This window comes from Microbispora sp. ATCC PTA-5024, from assembly GCF_000511135.2.
GTDB classification, from domain to species: Bacteria; Actinomycetota; Actinomycetes; order Streptosporangiales; family Streptosporangiaceae; genus Microbispora; species Microbispora corallina.
Map to the genome: position 1 here is coordinate 246898 of NZ_KI866523.1, position 21779 is coordinate 268676.

Annotated in this window: 16 protein-coding genes and 1 pseudogene; 9 read left to right on the plus strand and 8 right to left on the minus strand. The window is 74.7% G+C overall.

Going from position 1 to position 21779, the window contains the following annotated elements; translation table 11 throughout:
* The first annotated feature begins 113 nt into the window (after nt 1–113).
* From MPTA5024_RS13630 to MPTA5024_RS13640, 3 genes are read left to right on the plus strand one after another with little or no spacing between them, the layout of a single operon-like run.
* Nucleotides 114–1259: a Gfo/Idh/MocA family protein gene (locus MPTA5024_RS13630; protein WP_036324309.1), complete on the plus strand. Its 1146-nt coding sequence runs from the start codon at nt 114–116 to the stop codon at nt 1257–1259.
* Nucleotides 1256–2410: a dihydrodipicolinate synthase family protein gene (locus tag MPTA5024_RS13635; RefSeq protein WP_036324312.1), complete on the plus strand. Its 1155-nt coding sequence runs from the start codon at nt 1256–1258 to the stop codon at nt 2408–2410. Before MPTA5024_RS13630 ends, MPTA5024_RS13635 begins: the two co-directional genes overlap by 4 nt.
* The gene (locus MPTA5024_RS13640; RefSeq protein WP_036324314.1) at nt 2407–3309 is read left to right on the plus strand and encodes a sugar phosphate isomerase/epimerase family protein; all 903 of its coding nucleotides are present in this window, start codon (nt 2407–2409) and stop codon (nt 3307–3309) included. Before MPTA5024_RS13635 ends, MPTA5024_RS13640 begins: the two co-directional genes overlap by 4 nt.
* A gap of 39 nt (nt 3310–3348) precedes the next feature.
* On the opposite strand, the gene MPTA5024_RS13645 is transcribed toward MPTA5024_RS13640, so the two are convergent.
* A complete protein-coding gene (locus MPTA5024_RS13645; protein WP_036324315.1) occupies nt 3349–3846 on the minus strand; it encodes a MarR family winged helix-turn-helix transcriptional regulator in 498 nt (165 codons plus the stop codon).
* Between the two features lie 130 nt (nt 3847–3976).
* On the opposite strand from MPTA5024_RS13645, the gene MPTA5024_RS13650 reads away from it, so the two are divergent.
* Nucleotides 3977–5440 carry an MFS transporter gene (locus MPTA5024_RS13650; protein WP_036324316.1) on the plus strand — a complete coding sequence of 488 codons (1464 nt, stop codon included), beginning with the start codon at nt 3977–3979 and terminating at the stop codon, nt 5438–5440.
* Between the two features lie 78 nt (nt 5441–5518).
* Here the strand turns inward: MPTA5024_RS13650 and MPTA5024_RS13655 are convergent, their stop codons facing one another.
* The gene (locus tag MPTA5024_RS13655; protein ID WP_036324318.1) at nt 5519–7711 is read right to left on the minus strand and encodes a discoidin domain-containing protein; all 2193 of its coding nucleotides are present in this window, start codon (nt 7709–7711) and stop codon (nt 5519–5521) included.
* A 297-nt stretch (nt 7712–8008) separates the two neighbouring features.
* Complete coding sequence (locus tag MPTA5024_RS13660) at nt 8009–9193, minus strand: ROK family transcriptional regulator (protein ID WP_036324320.1); 1185 nt, start codon at nt 9191–9193, stop codon at nt 8009–8011.
* 197 nt (nt 9194–9390) lie between these two features.
* Here MPTA5024_RS13660 and MPTA5024_RS13665 point away from each other — a divergent pair, with 197 nt between their 5' ends.
* On the plus strand, nt 9391–11247 hold the full coding sequence (locus MPTA5024_RS13665; protein WP_232326456.1) for a DUF2264 domain-containing protein: 1857 nt from the start codon (nt 9391–9393) through the stop codon (nt 11245–11247).
* Here the strand turns inward: MPTA5024_RS13665 and MPTA5024_RS13670 are convergent.
* Genes MPTA5024_RS13670 through MPTA5024_RS13680 form a run of 3 tightly spaced genes read right to left on the minus strand, consistent with a single transcriptional unit; the run spans nt 11244 to nt 15724 of the window.
* Complete coding sequence (locus MPTA5024_RS13670) at nt 11244–12290, minus strand: nitronate monooxygenase (protein WP_036324321.1); 1047 nt, start codon at nt 12288–12290, stop codon at nt 11244–11246. The two genes, MPTA5024_RS13665 and MPTA5024_RS13670, sit on opposite strands and share 4 nt — an antisense overlap.
* Before the next feature lie 9 nt (nt 12291–12299).
* Nucleotides 12300–13700: a 3-carboxy-cis,cis-muconate cycloisomerase gene (gene pcaB / locus MPTA5024_RS13675; RefSeq protein ID WP_051458414.1), complete on the minus strand. Its 1401-nt coding sequence runs from the start codon at nt 13698–13700 to the stop codon at nt 12300–12302.
* Between the two features lie 5 nt (nt 13701–13705).
* A complete protein-coding gene (locus MPTA5024_RS13680; protein WP_063794690.1) occupies nt 13706–15724 on the minus strand; it encodes an FAD/NAD(P)-binding protein in 2019 nt (672 codons plus the stop codon).
* A gap of 115 nt (nt 15725–15839) precedes the next feature.
* On the opposite strand from MPTA5024_RS13680, the gene MPTA5024_RS13685 reads away from it, so the two are divergent.
* Nucleotides 15840–16778, plus strand: coding sequence for a LysR family transcriptional regulator (locus tag MPTA5024_RS13685; protein ID WP_036324322.1), 939 nt, complete (start codon nt 15840–15842; stop codon nt 16776–16778).
* Nucleotides 16779–16824: 46 nt separating this feature from the next.
* Here the strand turns inward: MPTA5024_RS13685 and MPTA5024_RS13690 are convergent, their stop codons facing one another.
* Nucleotides 16825–17460: a mycothiol-dependent nitroreductase Rv2466c family protein gene (locus MPTA5024_RS13690; protein ID WP_036324323.1), complete on the minus strand. Its 636-nt coding sequence runs from the start codon at nt 17458–17460 to the stop codon at nt 16825–16827.
* 205 nt (nt 17461–17665) lie between these two features.
* Between MPTA5024_RS13690 and MPTA5024_RS13695 the strand changes: the two genes are divergently transcribed.
* Nucleotides 17666–18487, plus strand: coding sequence for an isocitrate lyase/PEP mutase family protein (locus tag MPTA5024_RS13695; RefSeq protein ID WP_232326457.1), 822 nt, complete (start codon nt 17666–17668; stop codon nt 18485–18487).
* Nucleotides 18488–18546: 59 nt separating this feature from the next.
* Nucleotides 18547–19230 carry a response regulator transcription factor gene (locus MPTA5024_RS13700; RefSeq protein WP_036324326.1) on the plus strand — a complete coding sequence of 228 codons (684 nt, stop codon included), beginning with the start codon at nt 18547–18549 and terminating at the stop codon, nt 19228–19230.
* Nucleotides 19231–19236: 6 nt separating this feature from the next.
* Here the strand turns inward: MPTA5024_RS13700 and MPTA5024_RS13705 are convergent, their stop codons facing one another.
* Nucleotides 19237–20565: a sensor histidine kinase gene (locus MPTA5024_RS13705; protein ID WP_232326458.1), complete on the minus strand. Its 1329-nt coding sequence runs from the start codon at nt 20563–20565 to the stop codon at nt 19237–19239.
* 172 nt (nt 20566–20737) lie between these two features.
* Between MPTA5024_RS13705 and MPTA5024_RS42105 the strand changes: the two are divergent.
* Nucleotides 20738–21779: pseudogene (locus MPTA5024_RS42105) on the plus strand (hypothetical protein); the annotation flags it as partial.

Genomic DNA, 21779 nt, shown 5'->3' on the forward strand with positions numbered 1-21779 from the left:
CTGCCCGGCCGCCTTGGCGGGAGTGCGCCCCCGCGACCGCCGGTTGACGCGGCGGCGCCCCCGGTCGTACGGTCCATGGGCGGAAAGCGCTTTCCGAACTGAGAGGGGATCCGATGCACACCCTCGGCGTCGCCATGAACGGCGTGACCGGGCGCATGGGCTACCGGCAGCACCTGGTCCGATCGGTGCTGGCGATCAACGAGCAGGGCGGGGTCACGCTGTCGGACGGCGGACGCGTCCTGCTGCGGCCCGTGCTCGTCGGGCGGAACGCGGCGAAACTCGAGGACATCGCGGCACGGCACGGCATCCCCGACTGGACCACCGACCTCGACGCCGCGCTCGCCGACGACGGCGTCCACGTCTACTTCGACGCCCAGACCACCCAGGCGAGGGTGGCCGCCGTCACCCGGGCCGTCGAGGCGGGCAAGCACGTCTACACCGAGAAGCCGACGGCCGAGACGCTGGAGGACGCGATCGCCCTGGCCCGCGTCGCGCGCGACGCCGGCGTGAAGAACGGCGTCGTGCAGGACAAGCTTTTCCTGCCCGGGCTGCTCAAGCTCCGGCGGCTGGTCGAGGGCGGCTTCTTCGGGCGGATCCTCTCGGTCCGGGGCGAGTTCGGCTACTGGGTGTTCGAGGGCGACTGGCAGCCGGCCCAGCGGCCCTCGTGGAACTACCGCGCCGAGGACGGCGGCGGGATCGTGCTCGACATGTTCCCCCACTGGGCGTACGTGCTGGAGACCCTGTTCGGGCGGGTGGAGGCGGTGACGGCACGGGCGGTCACCCACATCGCGGAGCGCGTGGACGAGCAGGGCCGGCCGTACAAGGTCACGGCCGACGACGCGGCCTACGCGATCTTCGAGCTGGCGGGCGGCGTCATCGCGCAGGTCAACTCCTCCTGGGCCGTCCGGGTGAACCGGGACGAGCTGGTGGAGTTCCAGGTGGACGGCACGCACGGCAGCGCCGTGGCCGGGCTGCGCCGGTGCCGGGTGCAGCACCGGGCCGCCACACCCAAGCCCGTCTGGAACCCCGACCTTCCGGCCACCGAGCCGTTCCGGGAGCAGTGGCAGGAGGTCCCGGACAACGCGGACTTCGACAACGGCTTCAAGACCCAGTGGGAGATGTTCGTCCGCCACGTCGTCGAGGACGCGCCCTTCCCGTACGACCTCGCCTCCGGCGCGCGGGGCGTGCAGCTGGCCGAGCTCGGCCTGCGCTCCTCGGCCCGGGGCGTGCGCGTCGAGGTGCCGGAGATCCACCCGTGACCGCGATCACCCTCCCTCTCCCGGACGGCCGGCTGGAGCGCCACCAGCTCGGCGAGCCGGTCGCCTGGACGCCGCCGCCCGCCGTGCCGTCGAGCCGCGTCGCCTACGCCGCCGCCCACGTCGTGGCCGACCCGCTCGCGGACAACACCCCGGGCGCCCCGGCCGTCCTCGACTGGGACGCGACCCTCCGCTTCCGCCGCCACCTCTGGTCGTACGGGCTCCGGGTGGCGGACGCGATGGACACGGCGCAGCGCAACATGGGGCTCGACTGGCCGGCGACCCGCGAGCTGATCCGGCGCAGCGCCGACGCGGCGCGGGAGTTCGGCGATCCCGCCGACCTCGTGGCCTGCGGGGCCGGCACCGACCACCTGCCGCCCTCGGCCACTCTGGAGGAGGTGGTCGCGGGCTACCTGGAGCAGATCGAGGCCGTCCAGGAGGCCGGCGCGGGGGTCGTCATCATGGCTAGCCGTCAGCTCGCCCGGGCCGCCGGCGGGCCGGAGGACTACCGCAAGGTGTACGACCGGCTCCTGACCCAGACCGGGCGGCCGGTGATCCTCCACTGGCTGGGCGAGATGTTCGACCCCCAGCTCGCGGGCTACTGGGGGTCGCGCGACCTCGACGCGGCGACCGAGACGTTCCTCGGGCTTGTGCACGAGCACGCGGGCTCCGTCGACGGTGTCAAGGTGTCGCTGCTCGACGCGGCGCACGAGGTGCGGCTGCGGGAGCGGCTGCCGGAGGGCGTCCGCCTCTACACGGGCGACGACTTCAACTACCCCGAGCTGATCGGCGGCGGCAGCCATGCGCTGCTCGGGGTCTTCGACCCGATCGCGCCCGCCGCGGCCGCCGCGTTCCAGGCCCTCGACGCCGGGGACCGGGCGCGCTTCGACGCCGTGCTCGCCCCCACCGTGCCGCTGGCCCGGAAGATCTTCGAGACGCCGACGTACCACTACAAGACCGGGATCGTGTTCCTCGCGTGGCTCGCCGGGCACCAGGACGCGTTCGCGATGGTGAACGGCGCGCAGAGCGGCCGGTCGATCACCCATCTGGCCGAGGTGTTCCGCCTGGCCGACCGGGCCGGGCTGCTGCCCGACCCCGACCTCGCCGCCGCCCGCATGCGCGCGCTGCTCGCCACGGCGGGGGTGACCGGGTGAGCGACACTCTGGCAGGCGCCCGCCCGGCCGGCGTGGAGACGCCCGCTCCCGGAGACCCCCGGCTGGACCGGTTGTCGCTCAACCAGTGGACGACCAGGGGCTGGACGCTGGAGCAGGCCGTCGACGGCTGCGTCCGGCACGGGATCCGGTCGATCGGGCTGTGGCGGGAGAAGGTGGCCGAGCACGGACCGGCCGCGGCCGCCCGGCTCGTCGCGGACGCCGGCCTGCGGGTCTCGTCGCTGTGCCGGGGCGGCTTCCTCACGGGCGACGACGGCAACCTCGACGACAACCGGGCGGCGGTGGACGAGGCCGCCGCCCTCGGCGCCGCCTGCCTCGTGCTGGTCGTCGGCGGCCTGCCGGGGGTCGTGCCCGGCGGCTCCCCGAGCGGCGGTCTCAGCCGCGACCTCGCCCTCGCCCGCGAGCGGGTGGCCCGGGCGCTGGACGTGCTCGCCCCGTACGCGGGAGAGCGCGGCGTCCGGCTCGCGCTGGAGCCCCTGCACCCGATGTACTGCGCGGACCGGGCCGTGCTGTCCACCCTGGCCCAGGCCCTCGACCTGGCGGACGGGCACCCCGTGGAGCAGGTGGGCGTGGTCGTCGACACCTTCCACGTCTGGTGGGACCCGGACGTGCTCGCGCAGATCGCCAGGGCCGGCGACCGGATCGCGAGCTACCAGGTGAGCGACTTCCTCGTGCCGCTGCCCGCGGACGTCCTGCTCGCCCGCGGCATGATGGGGGACGGCGTGATCGACTTCGGGCCGCTCACGGCGGCCGTCCGGGCCGCGGGCTACCGCGGGGACGTGGAGGTCGAGATCTTCAACGCCGACGTGTGGGCGGCCGACCCCGACGAGGTGGTCGCCACGATGAAGCGCCGTTTCGTCACCGAGGTGCCCCCCATGTGAACAGCCGGACGGTGTCCGGGGCGGGCAGGTCCGGGATGATCAGGCGCGGGCGGGCAGGTCCGGGGCGGGCGCGGCCACGCCGGGCCGGGGCCACGGACGGCCCTCCCGGCTCTCGACGGCCCTGTTGAACCGGGTGAGCACGCGGGCCAGCTCGGCCAGTTCGGCCGGGCTCCAGTCGTCCAGCACGACGCCGAGCCCCTCGGTCGCCCACGTGCGGTCGGCGTGCAGGCGCCGCAGGCCCTCCGGAGTGATGCGCAGCTTGCGCGCCATGCCGCCGTCCGGGTCGGGGATGCGCTCGGCCGTCCCGGCCCGCAGCAGGGCGGCCGTCTGGCGGTTGACGGTCGAGGTGTCGAGCCCGAACGCCTCGGCGAGCTGCCCGATCGACATAGGGCCCTCGATCTCGATCCTGCTGAGCAGCAGGTAGGCGCTGCGCTCCAGGTGCGGGCCCCGGTCGCACGTCTCCGAGAAGGCGCCCATGGCCACATGCCGCCCGATGAGCCTCAGCTCACGCTCGATCTCCGCGATCTCCTGCTCCATGCCCGCGTCCTTCCCGGCCTCGATGTCCCGCCCCCCGAAATATGCATGATGCACAGCATATGTATGCTGCACACCGCGTGCACGGGCACGTCACCCCGAGCAGGCACTCCGAGTGCCGACTGGAGACATCATGAGCACTTCTCCCCCGGCGCACCGCACCGGTGCGGTCGTGGGCGTGCTGGCCGGAGCGGGCATCACGGTCTCCGTGATGCAGACGCTGGTCGTCCCGTTGATCCCCGACCTCCCCCAGTTGCTGCACACGTCGGCCGCGAACGCCTCGTGGGCCATCACCGCGACCCTGCTCGCCGCCGCCGTGGCCACGCCGGTGATCGGACGGCTCGGCGACCTGTACGGCAAGCGGCGCCTGCTCGTGGTGAGCGCGGCGATGCTGGTCATCGGCTCGCTGGTGTGCGCGCCCGCGAACTCGCTGGCGCCGATGGTCGTCGGCCGGGCGCTGCAGGGCTTCGGCATGGGCGTGATCCCCCTGGGGATCAGCATCATGCGCGACGTGGTGCCGCCCGCCCGCCTGGGCTCCGCCATGGCCATCATGAGCTCGTCATTGGGCGTCGGCGGCGCGCTCGGCCTGCCCGCGTCGGCGGCCGTCGCGGAGAAGGCCGACTGGCACGCGCTGTTCTGGGGCTCCGGCGCCCTCGGGCTCATCGCCGCCGCGCTGATCGTCTGGCTGGTGCCCGAGTCGTCCGTACGGGCGGGCGGGCGCTTCGACGTCGTCGGCGCGCTCGGCCTGTCCGCCGGACTGATCTGCCTGCTGCTGCCGATCTCGAAGGGCGGCGACTGGGGATGGGGCAGCGGGGGGACGCTCGGCCTGTTCGCCGCGTCCCTCGTCGTCCTGCTGCTGTGGGGCGCGTGGGAGCTGCGCCACCCGGCCCCGCTCGTGGACCTGCGCACCAGCGCGCGCCGTCCGATCCTGATGACGAACCTGGCCTCCGTCGTCATCGGCTTCGCCATGTACGCGATGTCGCTCGTGACCCCGCAGCTGCTGCAGCTCCCCGTGGTGACCGGCTACGGCCTGGGCCAGTCGATGCTCCAGGCGGGGCTCTGGATGGCCCCCGCAGGCCTGATGATGATGGCCGTGTCCCCGTTCGCCGCCCGGCTCTCCGGTGCGCGCGGGCCGAAGGTCTCGCTGTTCGTCGGCGCGCTGGTGATCGCCTGCGGCTACGCCCTGGGCCTGGCGCTGATGGGCGGCGTCTGGGGCGTGCTGATCTTCTCGAGCGTGATCAGCGCGGGCGTGGGCCTCGCGTACGCCGCCATGCCGGCGCTCATCATGTCGGCCGCGCCGATCTCGGAGGGCGCCGCGGCCAACGGCCTGAACAGCCTGATGCGCTCGATCGGCACCTCGACCGCGAGCGCCGTGATGGGCGTGGTCCTGGCCCACATGACCACCCGGCTCGGGCCGGTCACGATCCCCTCGGAGAGCGGCTTCCGCGTCGGCCTCGTCATCGGCGCGGGCGTCGCCGTGCTGGCCGCGCTCGTCGTCCTCGCCATCCCCGGCCGCGCGCGGCCGGTCCCCGGCGCGGCCCTCGACCTGGCCGAGGAGGCGCCGGCCGGGCTGGCCGCGGACCCCGCGGTCCGCTGAGCGGAGGTCCGGGAGACGCGCCGGCGCGCGGCGGGAGTGTGTCTCCGCCGCGCGCCGGGGTTCCGGTTCCCGGCCGGGTCAGGGGTAGCTGACGACGTTGACCGGGGTGGTGGCGGTGCCCTGGGCCGCGCCACCCGTGGTGTTGATGACGTGGGCGATCGTGCCCTTGCCGCCGAGGGACACGGTGAGCAGGTCGTGGAACTTCACGCCCGACGCCGTCGGGCTCTCGAAGGCGTGGTCGGCCACGATCGAGGGGTCGGCGGTGAAGTTGCAGTAGCTGCCCAGGCCCCAGGCCTCATGGCTGGTGACGTTGCTCCCCACCTTGTAGGCCGCGTAGCCGCGGGTGGAGCCGTTCATCCACGACGACTGGTTGGGCGGGTCGTACGGCATCTCGTTCTGCAGGAAGACGGTCTTGCCGCCCTGGCCGTTCCAGACCACCTCGTACTTCTTGTAGTGCTCGACGAACAGGCCGTACGCCGTGACGTTGTTGCCGTTCACGATGAGGCCGGTGTCGGCGGGGTTGGTGTTCCATCCGACGCCCGTGCCGTGGTCGGCCCGCCACGCCCAGATGTGGTCGATGAGCGTGTTGTTGCTGTTCACGACCAGGCTGGTGGTCGCCTGACCAGCCGCGGCGCCGCCGATCCGGAAGAACACGTCCTGGATGGAGGGCGGGTTGGACGCGTGGCTCGCCGTCGCGCCGTCGGGACCGACCCTCAGCAGCACCGGCGAGTTCACCGGGCCGGCGTCGAACAGCAGGCTCGCGATCTTGACGCCGTCGACGTCGGCGACGCTCATCGGGACGACGCCGTTGTCCGGGATCAGCGTGGCGTAGCCGAGGCCGAGGACCACGGTGTCGGCCCGCGTCACGTTGATCGTCTGGTTGATGTGGTAGATGCCCGGGGTGAACAGCAGGTTCAGGCCCTGGCTCAGCGCCTGGTTCAGCGTCGCCGCGCTGTCGCTCGGCTTGGCCACGTAGAACTGGCTCAGCGGGATCGACGAGCCGGGGGTGGCCCCGTTGGCCCAGGTCACGCCGCTGGAATTGGTGCGCAGCGACGGGACGAAGACGCGGTAGGCGCCGCCGGAGTCCACGTACAGGTACGGCTTCTCCCGGGTCACCGGGCTGGTCGGGAGCGTGGTGTACGGCGGGTTGGGGAAGCTCTGCGCGGGAGCGCCCACGACTCCGGAGAACACCATGTTCCACACGCCGTTGGTCCAGCCGCCGATCTGGCTGTCGCGGGTGAACCACTGCTGCTGGGAGTACGGGCCGACGGTGCCGTCGATCTTGCTGTCGGCGATGTAGCCGCCGCTGGCCCAGCCGTACCCGTTCGGGGCGAGGTTGAGCCCGCCGCGGACGTGGATCCGGCGGAACGGCGCGGCCTGGGCGACGGCCCAGCGGTCGGTGCCGTTCACGGGGACGACGGCCAGGTTCTCGGCGGAGCGCCAGAAGTTCTGGGTGGCGTTGCCGCCGAACCAGCCGGCGTCGACGGTGATGTCACCGTTGATCGTGACGTTGTCGGGCGACTGGCCGAGGCCGGCGATCGAGGTGTAGAAGCCGATCTGGGCGTTGAGGCCGCTGTAGGTGCCCGGCTTGAACAGCAGCTCGTACCGCTGGCTGCCGAACTGGTTCGACTCCTGCTGGTGGAAGATCGTGTCGAGCGTGCTCTGGATGCTCGCGCTCGACATCGACGGGTCGAAGACCTTCACGTTCGACCCGAGGTCGCCGCCGCCGGGGAGGGTCCCCCCGCCGGTGTCGGTCACGACGTTGACCCCGAACTCCCAGAGCGAGTAGCCGTACTGGGTGGCGCGGGTCAGGCCGTACATGCGGACGTAGCGGCCGGTCGCCGTCAGGTCCAGCGACTGCGTCCCGGCGACGCCGGTGAGCGTCGCGGTCGCGTCCGACCAGGACGAGCCGTCGGGCGAGACCTGGATCTTGAACGTCTGCGCGCGGGCGGTCTCCCAGTTCAGGACCACCTTGCAGATCTGCTGGGAGCTGCCGAGGTCGACCTGCACCCACTGGGGGTCGCTGAACGCGCTCGACCACCGGGTCGAGGTGCTGCCGTCGAACGCGGCCGAGGCCGGGGTGCCGCCGTTCTCGGTCGAGGACGCCGAGGAGGGACGGCCCTGCGCGACGTTCGTCGTGCCGCACGTCGCGGCGGACGCGCTGTAGGCGGATCCGGACACGCCGGCGACGGCCACGAACGTGGAGGCCGCGGCGAGGCCGGTGACGATCAGGCCCAGGCGTTTGCGCCGTGGGCGTGGAGAGTGACGCATGACTCCTCCTGAGTACGGAGCCCGTCGTGGGGGGTGACGGTGGGCTGGAAGAGGCCCAGCGGGAAGAGAGTGCGTCTGGCTCAAGGCTTATGTCAATACTTGTTTCACAATTAGAAATATGCGGCGACACACGCGACATCCCCGTCCGGCACGGGGATCCCGCCTCCGGCAGGGGTCGTCGTCGGTGTGAGCTGGGCCGTCCCGTCCGCCCGGCCTGACACGGGAGCGCGCCGGGGAAGTCAACCCGCCGTCACGCGCGCCGGCCCGCCCTGAGACGGCCGGCGCGCGGAGGCGGCGTCAGCCGGCCGCGGTGATGCGGGCGACCTGGGGGGCGTTGAGGAACTCCTCCAGGACCAGCGTGGCCGCGCCCAGCGCGACGACGTCCGGCCCGAGGCGGCCCAGCACGATCGAGGTCGCGGCGTACGGCTCGGCCAGCGCGTTCTCCGCGGTGGCCCGGCGGATGTCGAGCAGCAGGGTCTGGCCGAGCATCGTGCCGACCCAGCCGCCGATCACGATGCGCTGCGGGTTGAGCAGGTTCACCAGGGTGGCCAGGCCGACGCCCAGGTAGACGACGGTCTCGTCGATCACGGGGGAACGCTCCGCGAGCAGGCGGCCCAGCTCCTCCTGCCAGTCCGACTGGATCGGCGCCCCGGCCCGCTCCAGGATGGCCTCGGCCCCGATGTACGCCTCCAGGCAGCCACGGGCACCGCAGCGGCAGGGCCGCCCACCGGCCACGACGGTCGTGTGGCCCCACTCGCCGGCGCTGCTGCTCGTCCCGCGGAACGCGGTGCCGTCGGCCACGATCGTGGCCCCCACGCCCGTGCCGAGCAGCACGATCACCGCGTCGGAGGCGCCCCGGCCCGACCCGAACCACAGCTCGGCCTGGCCCATCGCCTTGGCGCCGTTGTCCACGAACAGCGGCAGCGAGGTGCCCTCGCGCAGGAGCGCTCCAAGGGGCACGCCGTCCCAGCCGAACGTCTTGGCGTGGATGAGGCCGTCCGGACCGGGCTCGACGATCCCGGGGACGCCCACCCCCACGCCGAGCACCTGCTCGGGGGCGACGCCGGCGTCGGAGAGCACGACGTCGATCCCGGCGAGCACGTGCCGGGCGACCAGCTCGGGGTCGTGGCGGACGGGGCGCAGCGCGTAGTCGACCTTGGCCAGCTCGGTCATCCCCAGGTCGAACAGCCCCACGCGGACGTGCGTCTCGGCCACGTCGACGCCGATCGCGAAGCCGTACTCGGGGTTGACCCGCAGCAGCACGCGCGGGCGGCCGCCGTCGGACTCGACCTGGCCGGCCTCGACGACGATGCCGTCGCCCAGCAGGTCGCCGGTCATCGTGCTGACCGTGGCCGCGCTCAGCCCGGTGAGGCGGGTCAGGTCGTTGCGGCTGGCGGGCCCCGAGAAGTAGAGCTCGCGCAGCAGCATGGCCCTGTTGCCCCTCCGGACGTCGCGTACCGTCCTGCGTTCGGGCCTCGCCATGACCTACCTCCCCGTGTGTCGACGGCCGCGTTAGTTCAGGGCCGGAAACAAGTTCCTGATCGGGCCGTCCCCCACTTGAGAGAGTGCCACACCCGGGTTACCGATGCGTTTCACATCCCACTGCACTTTTTTCGACTCTTGGATTATTGTCGTCTCGCACTGCGTCCGGGGCCCCCGAGCGGCGGGAGAGCGACCGCATGGACAGGCCGGGGGCGACCCCGCCGCACGACCGGGACGGCATGCGCGCCCTGGTCCGCGCGCTGGTCGACCCGCTGGCCCCCCACGTGCGGGCCGGCGGCGCCCGCCCCCGGATCGGCGGCAACGCCGCCCACTACGGGGACGCGGCGGCCGCGCTGGAGACGTTCGCCCGCCCGCTGTGGGGGCTCGCGCCGCTCGCCGCCGGGGGCGGGGCGTTCGAGCACTGGGAGGTGTGGCGCCGCGGCCTGGCCGCCGGGACGGACCCGGACCACGACGGCCACTGGGGTCCCGTCACGGACGTGGACCAGCGCCTGGTGGAGTCGGCCGCGATCGGGCTGGCCCTCGCCGTCGCCCCCGAGCACGTGTGGGACCCGCTCACCGGCCGCGAGCGGGACGCGGTCGCCGCGTGGCTGCGGACCGCCCTCGACGCGGAGCCGGTGGACAACAACTGGCAGTTCTTCCCGGTCATGGTCTCGCTCGGCCTGGGCCGGGTCGGCGTGGCCCACGACCGCGTCCCGATCGAGGCCAGGCTCGACCGGCTGGAGTCGTTCTCCCTCGGGCGCGGCTGGTACGGCGACGGCCCGGACGCCCAGCGGGACTACTACGTCCCGTTCGCGATGCACTACTACGGCCTCATCCACGCGGCCCTCGGCCCCGGCGGCGCCCGGGCCGAGCGCCTGCGGGAACGGGCGGCGGCCTTCGCGCTCGACTTCCGGCACTGGTTCGCCGCCGACGGCGCGGCCGTGCCGTTCGGGCGGAGCATGACGTACCGCTTCGCGCAGGGGGCGTTCTGGGGCGCGCTCGCCTTCGCCGGCGTCGAGGCGCTGCCGTGGGGGGTGGTCAAGGGCCACCTGATGCGCCATCTCCGGTGGTGGCTGCGGCGGCCGATCACCGGTCCGTCCGGGCTCCTCACGATCGGGTACGGCTACGAGCAGCCGCTGCTCGCGGAGCAGTACAACGCGCCCGGGTCGCCGTACTGGGCGCTCAAGTCGTTCCTGCCGCTGGCGCTGCCGCCCGGCCATCCGTTCTGGACCGCCCCCGAGCGGGAGGCGCCCCCACTCGGCGAGGTCTCCACGCAGCCCGAGGCCGGGGTCGCGCTCATGCGCTGCGAGGAGGGCCGGCACGTCGTCATGCTCAGCGCCGGGCAGCACCACACGTGGGTACGGCACGGCGCGGCCAAGTACGCCAAGTTCGCGTACTCGACGGCGTTCGGGTTCAGCGTGCCGAGCGGCTCGTGGGGCCTGGAGCAGGCGGCGGCGGACGGGACGCTCGCGCTGAGCGAGGACGGCGTCCACTGGCTGCCGTGCGAGGTGCCGGCCGACGCCGGCGCGCGGGACGGCCTGCTGCGGTGCCGCTGGACCCCCTGGCCGGACGTCGAGGTCGAGACGTGGCTCCTCGCCCTCCCGCCGTGGCACGTCCGGGTGCACCGGCTCGTCACCGGGCGGAGCCTCCGCTCCGCCGAGGGCGGTTTCGCGGTGGACCGCGACGCGCCCTTCCTCGGGGCCGAAGCCGGTGCGGGATGCGCCCGCGTCGCGGCGCCCGCGGGCGCCGTCCTGGTCGAGGACCTGACCGGCGCGAGGAACGGGCGGCTCGTCGAGGCCCTGCCCGGCACCAACGTCGTCGCGCCGCGCACGGTGATCCCCACCCTCGAGGGCGCGCATCCGCCGGGCGAGCACCTGCTGGCCTGCGCCGTCCTCGGGCTCGCCGACCCCACGGGGGCCGACCCCTGGCCCGCCCCTCCCTCGTGGGAGTCCGTACGGGAGACTCTGACCGGTCATCCGGCCGCGGCCCGCCTGCTCGCGGTCCTCGACGAGGCGAGGCGGGAGACGCCCGCGGCGCCCGGACCGGCGGTCTAGCGGCGGGCGGCCGCGATCTCCTCGACCAGGACCTCGACGAGGCGGGCGGCGGGCAACTCCCGGCCGCGCCGGTACCCGTCGCCGGCCCACAGCGCCATGGCCTCCGGGTCGCCCTGGGCGGCCGCCGCGCGGCGCAGCCCCTTCGTCAGGTGGTGGACCTGCGGATAGCACCGGGGCGCCCCGGCCTCGTGCTCGGCCATGAACCGGTTGGCCAGGCCCCGGGCCGTACGGCCGGAGAAGGCCGTGGTGAAGGCGGTCCCGGTGAAGTGCGGGTCGGCGAGGGCGGCCTTGTGCACCGGGTGCGCCCCGCTCTCGGGCGTGCGGAGGAAGGCCGTGCCGAGCTGCCCGGCGACCGCGCCCGCGTCGAGGACGGCCGCGATGTCCGCGCCGTCCATGAGCCCGCCGGCCGCGACGAGGGGGACGTCCACGACCCGCCGCACCTGCGCGACGAGGTCGGTCAGGGCGGCGGGCGGCGCCCAGGAGGGCGGGGGCGGGAGGAAGGCCGTCTGGTGGCCGCCGGCGCCCGGGCCCTGGACGCAGATCACGTCCGCGCCCGCCTCGGCGGCGGCCTCGGCCTCCCAGGGCGTGTTCACCATGACCAAGACCACGCTGCCCACCTCGCGCAGGCGGGCCGCGACCTCGGGAGGCGGGCAGCCGAAGGTGAATCCGGCGACCGGCACGCGCTCCGCGACCAGCAGCTCGACCTTGGCGTCCCACGCGTCGTCGTCCCACGCCGGGGACTCCGGGAGGGTCAGGCCGTAACGCTCGGCCTCCCCGGAGAGCTCCTTGCGGTAAAGCGCGACCGCCGCGTCATCGGCGGTCTCGGGGCCCGGGACGAAGACGCTGACGCCGAACGGCCGGTCCGTCCGCTCGCGCACCGCGGCGATCTCGTCCCGAACGTCGGCCGCCGTACGGTAGCCGGCGGCCAGGAACCCGAGGCCCCCCGCGGAGGACACGGCCGCGGCCAGGGCGGGGGTCGACCCGCCCCCGGCCATCGGCGCCTGGATGATCGGGTGCTCGACCCCGAGTGGTGCGACTGACATGGGACTCCCTCACTGTCCGTCCGCCTCGTACCAGCGTAGGACGCGGTCCACGAGGATCCCGGCGGCCCCCGTGTACGCGGCGGGGTCGAACAGACCGGCCAGTTCAGCGGGGGTGAGGCAGACCGACGCCTCGGGCTTCTCCGCCAGGACCTCGGCCACCGGCCGCCCCGTCGCGGCGGCGGCCGCCGACGCCCGCGCGAGCAGGCGCTTGGCGGCGACCTTGCCGAGCGCGGGCGCCAGCACGGCGGCCGCCCTCTCGGTGACCATGAGGCTGCCGGTCAGTTCGAGGTTGGCCCGCATGCGCTCGGGGAAGGCGGTGAGCCCCTCGGTCAGCTCGGCCGTCACGGCCGCGGCGCCGCCGACTAGGCGCAGGCACTCGCGCAGCGGCTGCCACTCGGCGTGCCAGGCGCCCGCGGGCCGCTCGTCCTCGGCCGCCATGCACTGGTGGAGCGTCGCGGCGAGCATCGGGACCTGCAGCGCCGCCGAGCGGACCAGCGTGGCGAGGACCGGGTTGCGTTTGTGCGGCATGGCCGACGAGACGCCCCGGCCGGGAGCCGCGGGCTCGGCCACCTCCGCCACCTCGGTCCGCGACAGCGACTGCACGTCCACCGCGATCTTCCCGAGGACCCCCGAGGTCACGGTCAGCGCCGCCGCCAGGTCGGCCAGCGGGACGCGCAGCACGTGCCACGGCACCACCGGCTCGGCCAGGCCGACCTCGGCCGCGAAGGCCGCCATCAGCCGTTCCGGGTACGACTCCGGGTCGGGCACCGCCGCGATCCGGGCGTACTCCACGTACCCGGCGAGCGTTCCGGCGGCGCCGCCCAGCTCGGCCGGCAGGCTCAGCCGCACCCGCCGCAGCCGCTCCTCCGCCTCCTGCAGGGCGTGCAGCCAGCCGGCCGCCTTGAGCCCGAACGTCGTGGGGACGGCCTGCTGGGTCAGCGTCCGGCCGGGCATCAGGGTGTCGCGGTGCCGCGCCGCGAGCCGGGCGACCGCGGCCGCCGCCCGGCCGAGGTCGGCCAGGATCAGCCCCACGGCCCGGTGGGCCACCAGCATCGCGGCCGTGTCCATGATGTCCTGGCTGGTGGAGCCGCGGTGGACGTACTCGGCCGCCTCGGCGTCCACCGCCGCGACCGCCGCGGTGAGGTCCTCCACGAGCGCCACCACCGGGTTGGCGGTCTCCCTCGACCGGCGGGCGAGGGAGACCAGGTCCAGGCCGTCCTCGCCGGCCACCTTGCCGATCATGCCGGCCGCCTCCATCGGAACCACGCCGAGCCGGGCCTGGGCCCGGACCAGGGCGGCCTCCGCGTCGAGCAGCGCCCGCAACCAGGCCGCGTCGTCGGTCGCCCGCTCGACGGCGCTCCCCGCGCGCACCGGGGACAGCAGGCCCGCGTCGAGCCCTGCGGTCTCCATCGCCGTCACCTCGCGCTCATGGTCAGGGCGCGGGCGGCGCGCGGGGCGGCCGGGGCGCGGTGGACGGCGGACGGGCGGACGGCGGGGCGGCTGACCTGCTGCGGGCCGGGGCCGTCCAGCAGGGCGAGGACGCTCTGGGCGATCGCGTCGGAGTCGCCGAGGATCACCGAGTTCACACCCGGCCGGACGCCCGCCGCCGTCACCCAGTGCACCGACTCGGTCGGCACCCCGTAGGCGAACCTGCGCGGGTGGGCGCGCCCGGCGGCGTCGACGAGGTGGTATGGCCGCGGGGTGACCGCGAGGCCGCCCGTCTCGTAGCCGCCGCCCCCGCCGATCCGGTACGTGCGGCACTGCCCGGTCGCGAGGAGGTGGCGCAGCAGCGGGTCGGCCGTGCGGCGCAGGTCGATCTCGGGCAGCCGGGCCTCGACCAGCACCCGGCTGCGGACCCGCGACCCCGGCACGGCGGCCGACTCCGCCTCGAAGGCGCCGTCCACGGCGCGCATCCTGACGTCGGGACCGAGCACGGTGAGCACCCCGGCCTCGATCAGCGCGATCATCTGCTCCACGCGGTGGGCCGGCGGGCCGATGGACAGGAACGCGTTAAGCGGCGTGTACCAGCGGTCGAGGTCGTCGCGATGGGACTCCCCGGTCAGGCCGCCGTGGTCGACCACCTGCCGGATCTCGTTGCGCAGGTCGCGCATCACGTCGAGGGCGGCCTTCACCGGCCCGTCGGTGTTGCCCGCCCGCGCCTCCGCCAGGTCGGTGCGCAGGTAGGCCGTGAGCCACCCCCGGAAGTCGGCCGGCCCGGAGAAGGCGATCCCCCGGTACGGCTCGGCGATCCGATCCCAGTCCCAGCGCGCGTCGCGTCCGATGCCGAAGGCGTCCAGCACGGTCGCCTCGCCCGGGTCGCCCCAGGGGAGGGCGAGGTACGCCCGGCGGAACCGGCCGACCGTGCAGGCGCACTCGCGGGTGGCCAGCAGGGTGGCGTAGTAGACGGTCTCGACCTCCTTGGCGATCAGCGGCCACAGGTCGGCGCGGAAGTCGAGCCCGCCCTCGACGGCCGACCGCTTCGCGAGGTCCGCCAGCACGTCGGGGGTGAGCAGCAGCGGAGTGTGCCGGCCCTCGACGCCCTTCTGGTTCTCGCCGCGCGCCTGGTAGGGGATGCCGCGCCGCGACCCGGCGTACAGCATCGGCTCCCGCCCCGACCGCCGGTAGACCAGCCGGCCGTCCCTGCGCTCGAACGTGCCGCCCCGTCCGACGGTCAGCAGAGCCATGTGGTCGAAGAAGTTCAGCCCGAGCCCCCGCAGCAGCACCGCCTCGCCGGGCAGGACGCCGGACAGGTCCACGTCGGCGGGGTTGGCCGGCGGGACGTAGACGAGGCCGTGGGCGCCGGCGAAGGCCGACATCTCACGCTCGGCCGCCGAGGGCTCGACCGGCAGATGGCCCTGCGCCATGACCACCGCGTCGAGCGCGCCGAGCATGGTGCCGTCCTCCAGTCGGACGCGCTGGAGGGCGGTACCTGGCACGTCGTCGAGGGCGACGGCGCGGGTGCCGTGGACCTGGATCGCGACCTGGCCGGGCGCCCCCGCCACGATCCGCTCGAACACCCACTGCAGGTAGCGACCGTAGAAGGCCCTGCTCGGGTACGTGTCGGGACCGAGCGCCCCGGCCTCCGCCACCATCCGCTCGTCGAGGCCCTCGACCCCGCCGAGCAGGACGACGTGCCGCGCCCACTCGTACAGGCTGGGGCCGGTCTCGAGCGGGCCGCGGATGTCCACGCTCGCATCGGTGAAGAGCGTCACCTGCGAGGCGACGGTGTTCATGAGCAGCTGCCCCGGCTGGCCGGTCCGCCACACCTGGCCGGGGCCGGGCGGGAACGGGTCCACCACGTGCACCAGGATCCGGCGGCCCGGCTCGACCCGGCGGGCGCCGGCGCACAGCCGCTCCAGGACCGACATCCCGCGGGGGCCCGCCCCGATCACGCACACCTCGAGCCGCCGGGCCGAGTGAGTGTTCGTCCGCATCGCTACCTCCAGGTCACCGTCGCCGGCCCCTCGCCGGCTGATGAGATCGAGGATGCGGCAGACGTGCGTTGACCAGGTATGTCGGATCTCGCGAAGTAGTGTTAAGCACTGCTTTATGCACGATGTGACGCGCCTGGCGGCGCTGGTGGCGGTGGCGGAGGCCGGATCGATCACCAGGGCGGCGGCCCGGCTGGGATACACGCCGCCCGCGCTCTCCCAGCAGATCGCCAAGCTGGAACGGGAGGCGGGGACGACCCTGGTGATCCGGCACCGGCGCGGCGTCACGCTGACGCCGGCGGGCGCGCTGCTCGTCGGGCACGCGCAGCGGGTCCTCGACGAGCTGGAACGGGCCCGGCACGGCCTGGCCGCGGTCGCCGGGCTGTCGGGCGGCCGCATCACGATCGGGACCTTCACAACGGCCGGCATCCACCTGTTGCCGCCGGTCCTGGCCGCGTTCCGCCGCGCCCACGCGGGGGTGCAGGTGAACATCCGGGAGTACGAGCCGCCGGCCGGGCTGCCCGCGGTCGCGGCCGGCGAGGCCGACCTGGTGCTCACGCACACGTACGAGCACCAGCCCGCCGTGCCGCTCCCGACCGGGATCACGGTCGAGGCGCTGCTGGTGGAGGAGCTGGTGCTGGTGGCGGCCCCCGGCCACGCGCTCACCGACCCGGCCGAGCCGCTGCCGTGGCGGGAGCTGTCGGGGCGGCCCCTCATCAGCGGCTCGCGGGGGCTGGCCAACCGCGAGGCGCTGGAGGCGCTGTTCCGGCGGGAGGGGCTGCCCGCGCCGGTCGTCGCGTACGAGACCGCGAACTACGGGATGTCGTGCGCGCTGGCGGGCGGCGGCATGGGGCTCGCGCTCGTGCCGCGCACGGTGGCGGAGATGTCGGAGAACGCGCTCAGCATCCGGCGCCTCGCGCCGCCCGGGCTGCATCGCACGATCAGCCTCGTCTGGCGCACGGACGACCGTTCGCCGGCGCTGGCCACGGCGCGCGCCCTGTTCAAGAGCACGGGACGCACGCTTCCGCGGCGCGCGCCCGAGGAGCCCGCCCCGTGAACCGCGCGCCGTTCACGCGCGGCTCCACGGGTCCGCGGGAGACGGGTCAGCTGAAGTCGAGGTCGCCGGTGCGGGTGCGCTTCAGCTCGAAGAAGTAGGGGTACTTCGCGAGGGCGCGGGCGCCGTCGAAGATCTGCAGAGCCTCCTCGCCGCGCGGGATGTGCGTCAGCACCGGGCCGAAGAACGCGACGCCGTCGATGTGGATGGTGGGGGTGCCCACCTCCTCGCCGACCGGGTCCATGCCCTCGTGGTGGCTCTTGCGCAGGGCCTCGTCGTACGCGTCGCTCGTGGCGGCCTCCGCCAGCTCGACGGGGAGCCCGACCTCGGCCAGGGCCTCCTTGGCGACGACCGCGAAGTCCTTGTTGCGCTCGTTGTGGATGCGGGTGCCGAGGGCCGTGTACAGGTCGCGCAGCACCTCCTCGCCGTGGTTCTCCGCGGCGGCGATGCACACGCGGACCGGCCCCCATCCCCTGTCGAGCAGGTCGCGGTAGAAGTCCGGCAGGTCCTCCTTGTTCTCGTTCAGGACCGACAGGCTCATCACCCGGAACCGCAGGTCGATGTCGCGCTGCTTCTCCACCTCCAGGATCCAGCGGGAGGTGATCCAGGCGAACGGGCAGATCGGGTCGAAGTAGAAGTCCACCTTGGGGCGCTCGGCCGTGGTGGCCGGCTCGGTAGCCGTCATCGAGGTCTCCTGACTGGAGGGCATCGGGGAGCTGTGGGCCGGATCCCGCGCACGTCCCCCGGCACGCGCGCCTAGCGAACGTACCCGAGGGCCCGTGAGCAGGACCACCGCACTCAACCCCTGCAACCCCCGGTCTCGTCCCCTGATTCCCCATGGGAGGGACCGGGCCGCATGCCGGTCGCCGATGCGCCCTCGTATGGTGGGCGTGACGGACACCACTGGATCTGGGGGCGCGATGGGCACGGCGGCGAGCGGCATCGTCGAGAGGGCGGCCGCACTGCGGAACCTCCATGTCCAGGGCAGCCCGATCGTGCTGCCCAACGCGTGGGACGCGGCGTCCGCCCGTGCGGTCGAGGCCGCCGGGTTCCCCGCGGTCGCCACCGGGAGCGCGGCCGTGGCCGCCGTCCTGGGGTACGGCGACGGGCACGAGGCCCCGGCGGACGAGATGTTCGCGGCCGTCGCCCGGATCACCCGCGTCGTGGGGGTCCCCGTGACCGCCGACATCGAGCGCGGCTACGGCCTCGCCCCGGCCGAGCTCGTCGGGCGGCTGCTGGAGACGGGCGCCGTCGGCTGCAACCTGGAGGACTCCGACCCCGCCACCGGCGCGATGATCGACCCCTCGGAGCAGGCCGACTTCCTGGCCGCGGTGCGCGCCGCCGCCCGCGACGCCGGGGGCGACCTGGTGATCAACGCCCGGGTCGACGTGTTCCTCCAGGGCGAGGGACCGGCGGAGGACCTGCTGGCGGAGGCGGCCGACCGGGGCCGCCGCTACCGGGAGGCCGGCGCCGACTGCGTCTACCCGATCCTGGCGAGCGACCCCAAGGTGATCGGCGCGCTCGTGCGGGAGATCGGGCCCGTCAACGTCTTGTTCCGGCCGGGCGTGCCGAGCATCGCCGAGCTGGCCGCCCTGGGCGTGGCCCGGATCAGCTTCGGCGCGGGCCTGCACCAGGCCGCCCAGGAGCTCACCGGCCGCATGCTCGACGCGGTCGCCCGCGGCGACAGTCCGTTCGCCGCGCCCGGGGCCTGACCGGAGCGGCCGGCGGGCTTGACGCCGGCCCTACGCGCGGCCGCCCTACCATCGGGTCCATGACATGCGTGCTGGTCGTTGAGGACGATCCAGCGATCGGCTCTGAGCTCGCCGAGGCGCTGGCCGGCCACGGCTACGAGGTGGGGCTGGCCACCACGGGCGAGCAGGCCGTCCGCCTGGCCGAGGAGACCCCGCCCGACCTGGTGCTGCTCGACCTCGGGCTGCCCGACGTCGACGGGGTCGCGGTGTGCCGCCGGCTCAGGTCGGCCCTGCCGCACACGGTGATCGTCGTGCTGACGGCGCGCACCCAGGAGTTCGAGGTCGTGGTCGCGCTCGACGCGGGCGCCGACGACTACCTGACCAAGCCGTTCCGGCTGACCGAGCTGCTGGCCAGGCTCCGGGCCCACCTGCGCCGCCGCGTGGTGCCGCAGGAGGAGCGCAGCGTGGCCGTCGGGCGGCTCCGGCTCGACCTGCCCGCGCGGCGGGTGTTCGTCGCCGGGGACGAGCTGCCCCTGCGGCCGAAGGAGTTCGACCTGCTCGCGGCCCTCGTCACCCGCGCCGGACAGGTCGTCACCCGCGAACAGCTCATGGAGGAGGTGTGGGACGTCAACTGGTTCGGCCCCACCAAGACCCTCGACGTGCACGTCTTCGCGCTGCGCCGCAAGCTGACCGAGCACGGCGAGGACCCCCGGCGCATCTCCACCCTGCGCGGCCGCGGCTACCGGTACGAGACCGACCTGTGAGCCCGCTCACCTCGTGGGCAGCAGCAGGCTGAACACCGGCGGCGCGGGACGGCGGAGGATCAGCCGGCCGCCCTCGGCCTCGGCCAGCGACCGGGCCAGCGGCAGGCCGATGCCGTGGCCGTCGTGGGACGGCCCCGCGAACACGTCGCGCCCCTCGGGGATGCCCGGCCCCTGGTCGCTGACCTCGATCGCCACGCCGTCGCCCAGGTCGGAGACCTCCACGGCGACGTCGCCCGCGCCGTGGACGGCCGCGTTGTCCAGCAGCACATGCAGGATCTGCCGTACGGCGGCGGCGGACGCGACCACCTCGGGGACCTCGGCCGGCAGGCTCACGGTGACCCTGCGGTCGTCGTCGGTCAGCGTGCCGCGCCCGTGCGCCGCCGCCTCCTCCACGAGGGCGCGCACGTCGAGCCGCTCCCCGTCGCCGCCGCCCCGCCTGAGCCGGACCAGGTCCTCGATCGTCGTCCTCAGCCGCTCGCCCCGCTCGACGGCCGTGCCGATGGCGGCCCGCAAGTCGGCGTCGGGACGGGCCAGCGCGGACTCCAGGCCGAGCAGCATGCCGGTGAGCGGCGTGCGGAGCTGGTGCGACACGTCGGCGTTGAAGGCCCGCTCCCGGTCGAGCATGTCCCCGAGCCGCCGGGCCGTCGCCTCCAGGGCCACCCCGACCGCATTGGCCTCACGGACGTCTGAGCGCGGGGTGCGGACGGAGAAGTCGCCCGACCCGAGCGCCTCGGCCGACATCGTGAGGTCCTCCAGCGGCGCGGCCAGCCGGGCCGACTGGCGCAGCGCGAAGGCCGCCGCCAGCCCGATCACGGTCACGGCCAGCGCGGCCATCAGGATCCACGCGCGGACCACGCGGGCGCGGACCATCCCGTACGGCAGGGCCACCCGGACCACGCCCGCGAGCTTCTCGTCCGAGGGGATCGGGGCGGCCACGACGAGGTAGCCGTGCTCGATGTCCTCGTGCACCTGGCCGTCCAGGGCGTCGGTGGCCGCGTCGGAGCGGGCCGGCCCCTGCCCGGCGATCCGCTGCCCGCCCCCGCCGTAGAAGCCGACCGCCAGCCGCGACGGCAGCCCCCGGGGCAGCGTCACGGAGGGGACCCGGCCGCTCAGCACGTCGTCGGGCACGACGGCGGCGATCCACGAGGCGTCCCGGCCCAGGGCCGCCGCGCTGTCGTCGTGGTAGAGCCGCTCCATCGCGACGCCGAGCGGGATCGCGAACAGCGTGACGGCCAGGGTGGCCACGCCCACCATGGCCCCGAGGACCCGGCGGCGCAGCGGCCTGCCGTCCGGCCGCCCGGCGGGAGCCGCGGGCGCCTTCCTTCGCGGTGTCACCAGGTCAGACTGCCAGACCCCGGGGGGTCCCCGTCGCGGCTCGGCCCACCCGCGCCCGATGTCCCGATAGCGCCATATCGAAGACGAGGGATGCGGGTGCCGGGCCACGGCGAGCGCGGCTCTCACCGGAAGTCGGGGGCGCGCCGGCCTTACGCTCCGTACCCTCGACCGCATGGTGCGGGGGGTCTTCGAGTCGGCGCGTGTCCGGGTCTCCGCGTCGTCCCGTTCGCCGGCCGCCTCCCGAGGGCCGCGCCTCGCGCTCGCCGCGGTGGCGGCGGCCTACACCGCGGTCCTGCTGACGGTGACGCTGCGGATCGGGCTCGGCTGGGACGAGAGCGTCTACGCGAGCCAGGTCGCCCGCGGCGTGCCGGCGGCCGTCTTCAGCGCGCCGCGCGCACGCGGGGTCCCGCTGCTGCTCGCGCCGGTGGCCCTGCTCACCCCGTCGGTCACCGCGATCCGCGTCTACCTGAGCCTGCTGTCGGGTCTGGCGCTGTACGCGTCGCACCTCCCCTGGCTCCGGCTGCGCGGCGGCCCGGCGGTCCCGCTGGCCGCGGCGCTGTTCGGCGGCCTGTGGCTGTCGCTCTTCTACGGCAACGAGGCGATGCCCAACCCCTGGGTCGCGTACGGCGCGGTCGCCGGGACCGGCCTGTTCCGCCTCGCCTGGAGGGGCCGTGACGAGCCCGGCCGGGGCAGGGGCGCCCTCGCCGGCACGGCGCTGGCGTTCGCGGGGGCGGCGCTGGTGCGGCCCACGGACGCCACCTGGCTCGCCCTGCCGCTCCTCGCATACGGCCTGGCCCGCGGGCGCCCCGCGCCCGCCCTCGCGGTGGCCGCAGGCACGGCGGCCGGCTGGGCCGAGTGGTGCGCGGAGGCCGTCCTCCACTACGGCGGCCCGCTGACGCGGCTGCGCGCCGCCGGCGCAGAGAACGACACGGGCCTGCACCTCACGATCCTCGACCATCTGCGCGCGCTCGACGGGCCGCTGCTGTGCCGGTACGGAACGCCCTGCGGCGGCTACCCGCTGCGGCACGTCGCCTGGCTGGCGGCGCTGATCCTGCTGGCCGCGCTCGGCCTGTGGGCGGCCCGCGGCCGCGCCGCCGTCACGGGTCCACACCCCACCGGCCCACACCCCACGGCCACCGCCCCGCGGGTCACGGCCACCGCGGCCGCCTCGCCCCCCGCCGCCCCGCGCGCCGCCGGCGGGAGTCTGGGGGTCG

Excerpts from the sequence above, each read along its gene's own strand:
- MPTA5024_RS13670 (WP_036324321.1), bottom strand. The coding sequence starts at position 12,290 with ATGTCAGTCGCACCACTCGGGGTCGAGCACCCGATCATCCAGGCGCCG.
- MPTA5024_RS13655 (WP_036324318.1), bottom strand. The coding sequence starts at position 7,711 with ATGCGTCACTCTCCACGCCCACGGCGCAAACGCCTGGGCCTGATCGTC.
- pcaB (WP_051458414.1), bottom strand. The coding sequence starts at position 13,700 with ATGGAGACCGCAGGGCTCGACGCGGGCCTGCTGTCCCCGGTGCGCGCG.
- MPTA5024_RS13685 (WP_036324322.1), top strand. The coding sequence starts at position 15,840 with ATGCACGATGTGACGCGCCTGGCGGCGCTGGTGGCGGTGGCGGAGGCC.
- MPTA5024_RS13700 (WP_036324326.1), top strand. The coding sequence starts at position 18,547 with ATGACATGCGTGCTGGTCGTTGAGGACGATCCAGCGATCGGCTCTGAG.
- MPTA5024_RS13650 (WP_036324316.1), top strand. The coding sequence starts at position 3,977 with ATGAGCACTTCTCCCCCGGCGCACCGCACCGGTGCGGTCGTGGGCGTG.
- MPTA5024_RS13680 (WP_063794690.1), bottom strand. The coding sequence starts at position 15,724 with ATGCGGACGAACACTCACTCGGCCCGGCGGCTCGAGGTGTGCGTGATC.
- MPTA5024_RS13660 (WP_036324320.1), bottom strand. The coding sequence starts at position 9,193 with ATGGCGAGGCCCGAACGCAGGACGGTACGCGACGTCCGGAGGGGCAAC.
- MPTA5024_RS13645 (WP_036324315.1), bottom strand. The coding sequence starts at position 3,846 with ATGGAGCAGGAGATCGCGGAGATCGAGCGTGAGCTGAGGCTCATCGGG.
- MPTA5024_RS13690 (WP_036324323.1), bottom strand. The coding sequence starts at position 17,460 with ATGACGGCTACCGAGCCGGCCACCACGGCCGAGCGCCCCAAGGTGGAC.
- MPTA5024_RS13630 (WP_036324309.1), top strand. The coding sequence starts at position 114 with ATGCACACCCTCGGCGTCGCCATGAACGGCGTGACCGGGCGCATGGGC.
- MPTA5024_RS13665 (WP_232326456.1), top strand. The coding sequence starts at position 9,391 with ATGGACAGGCCGGGGGCGACCCCGCCGCACGACCGGGACGGCATGCGC.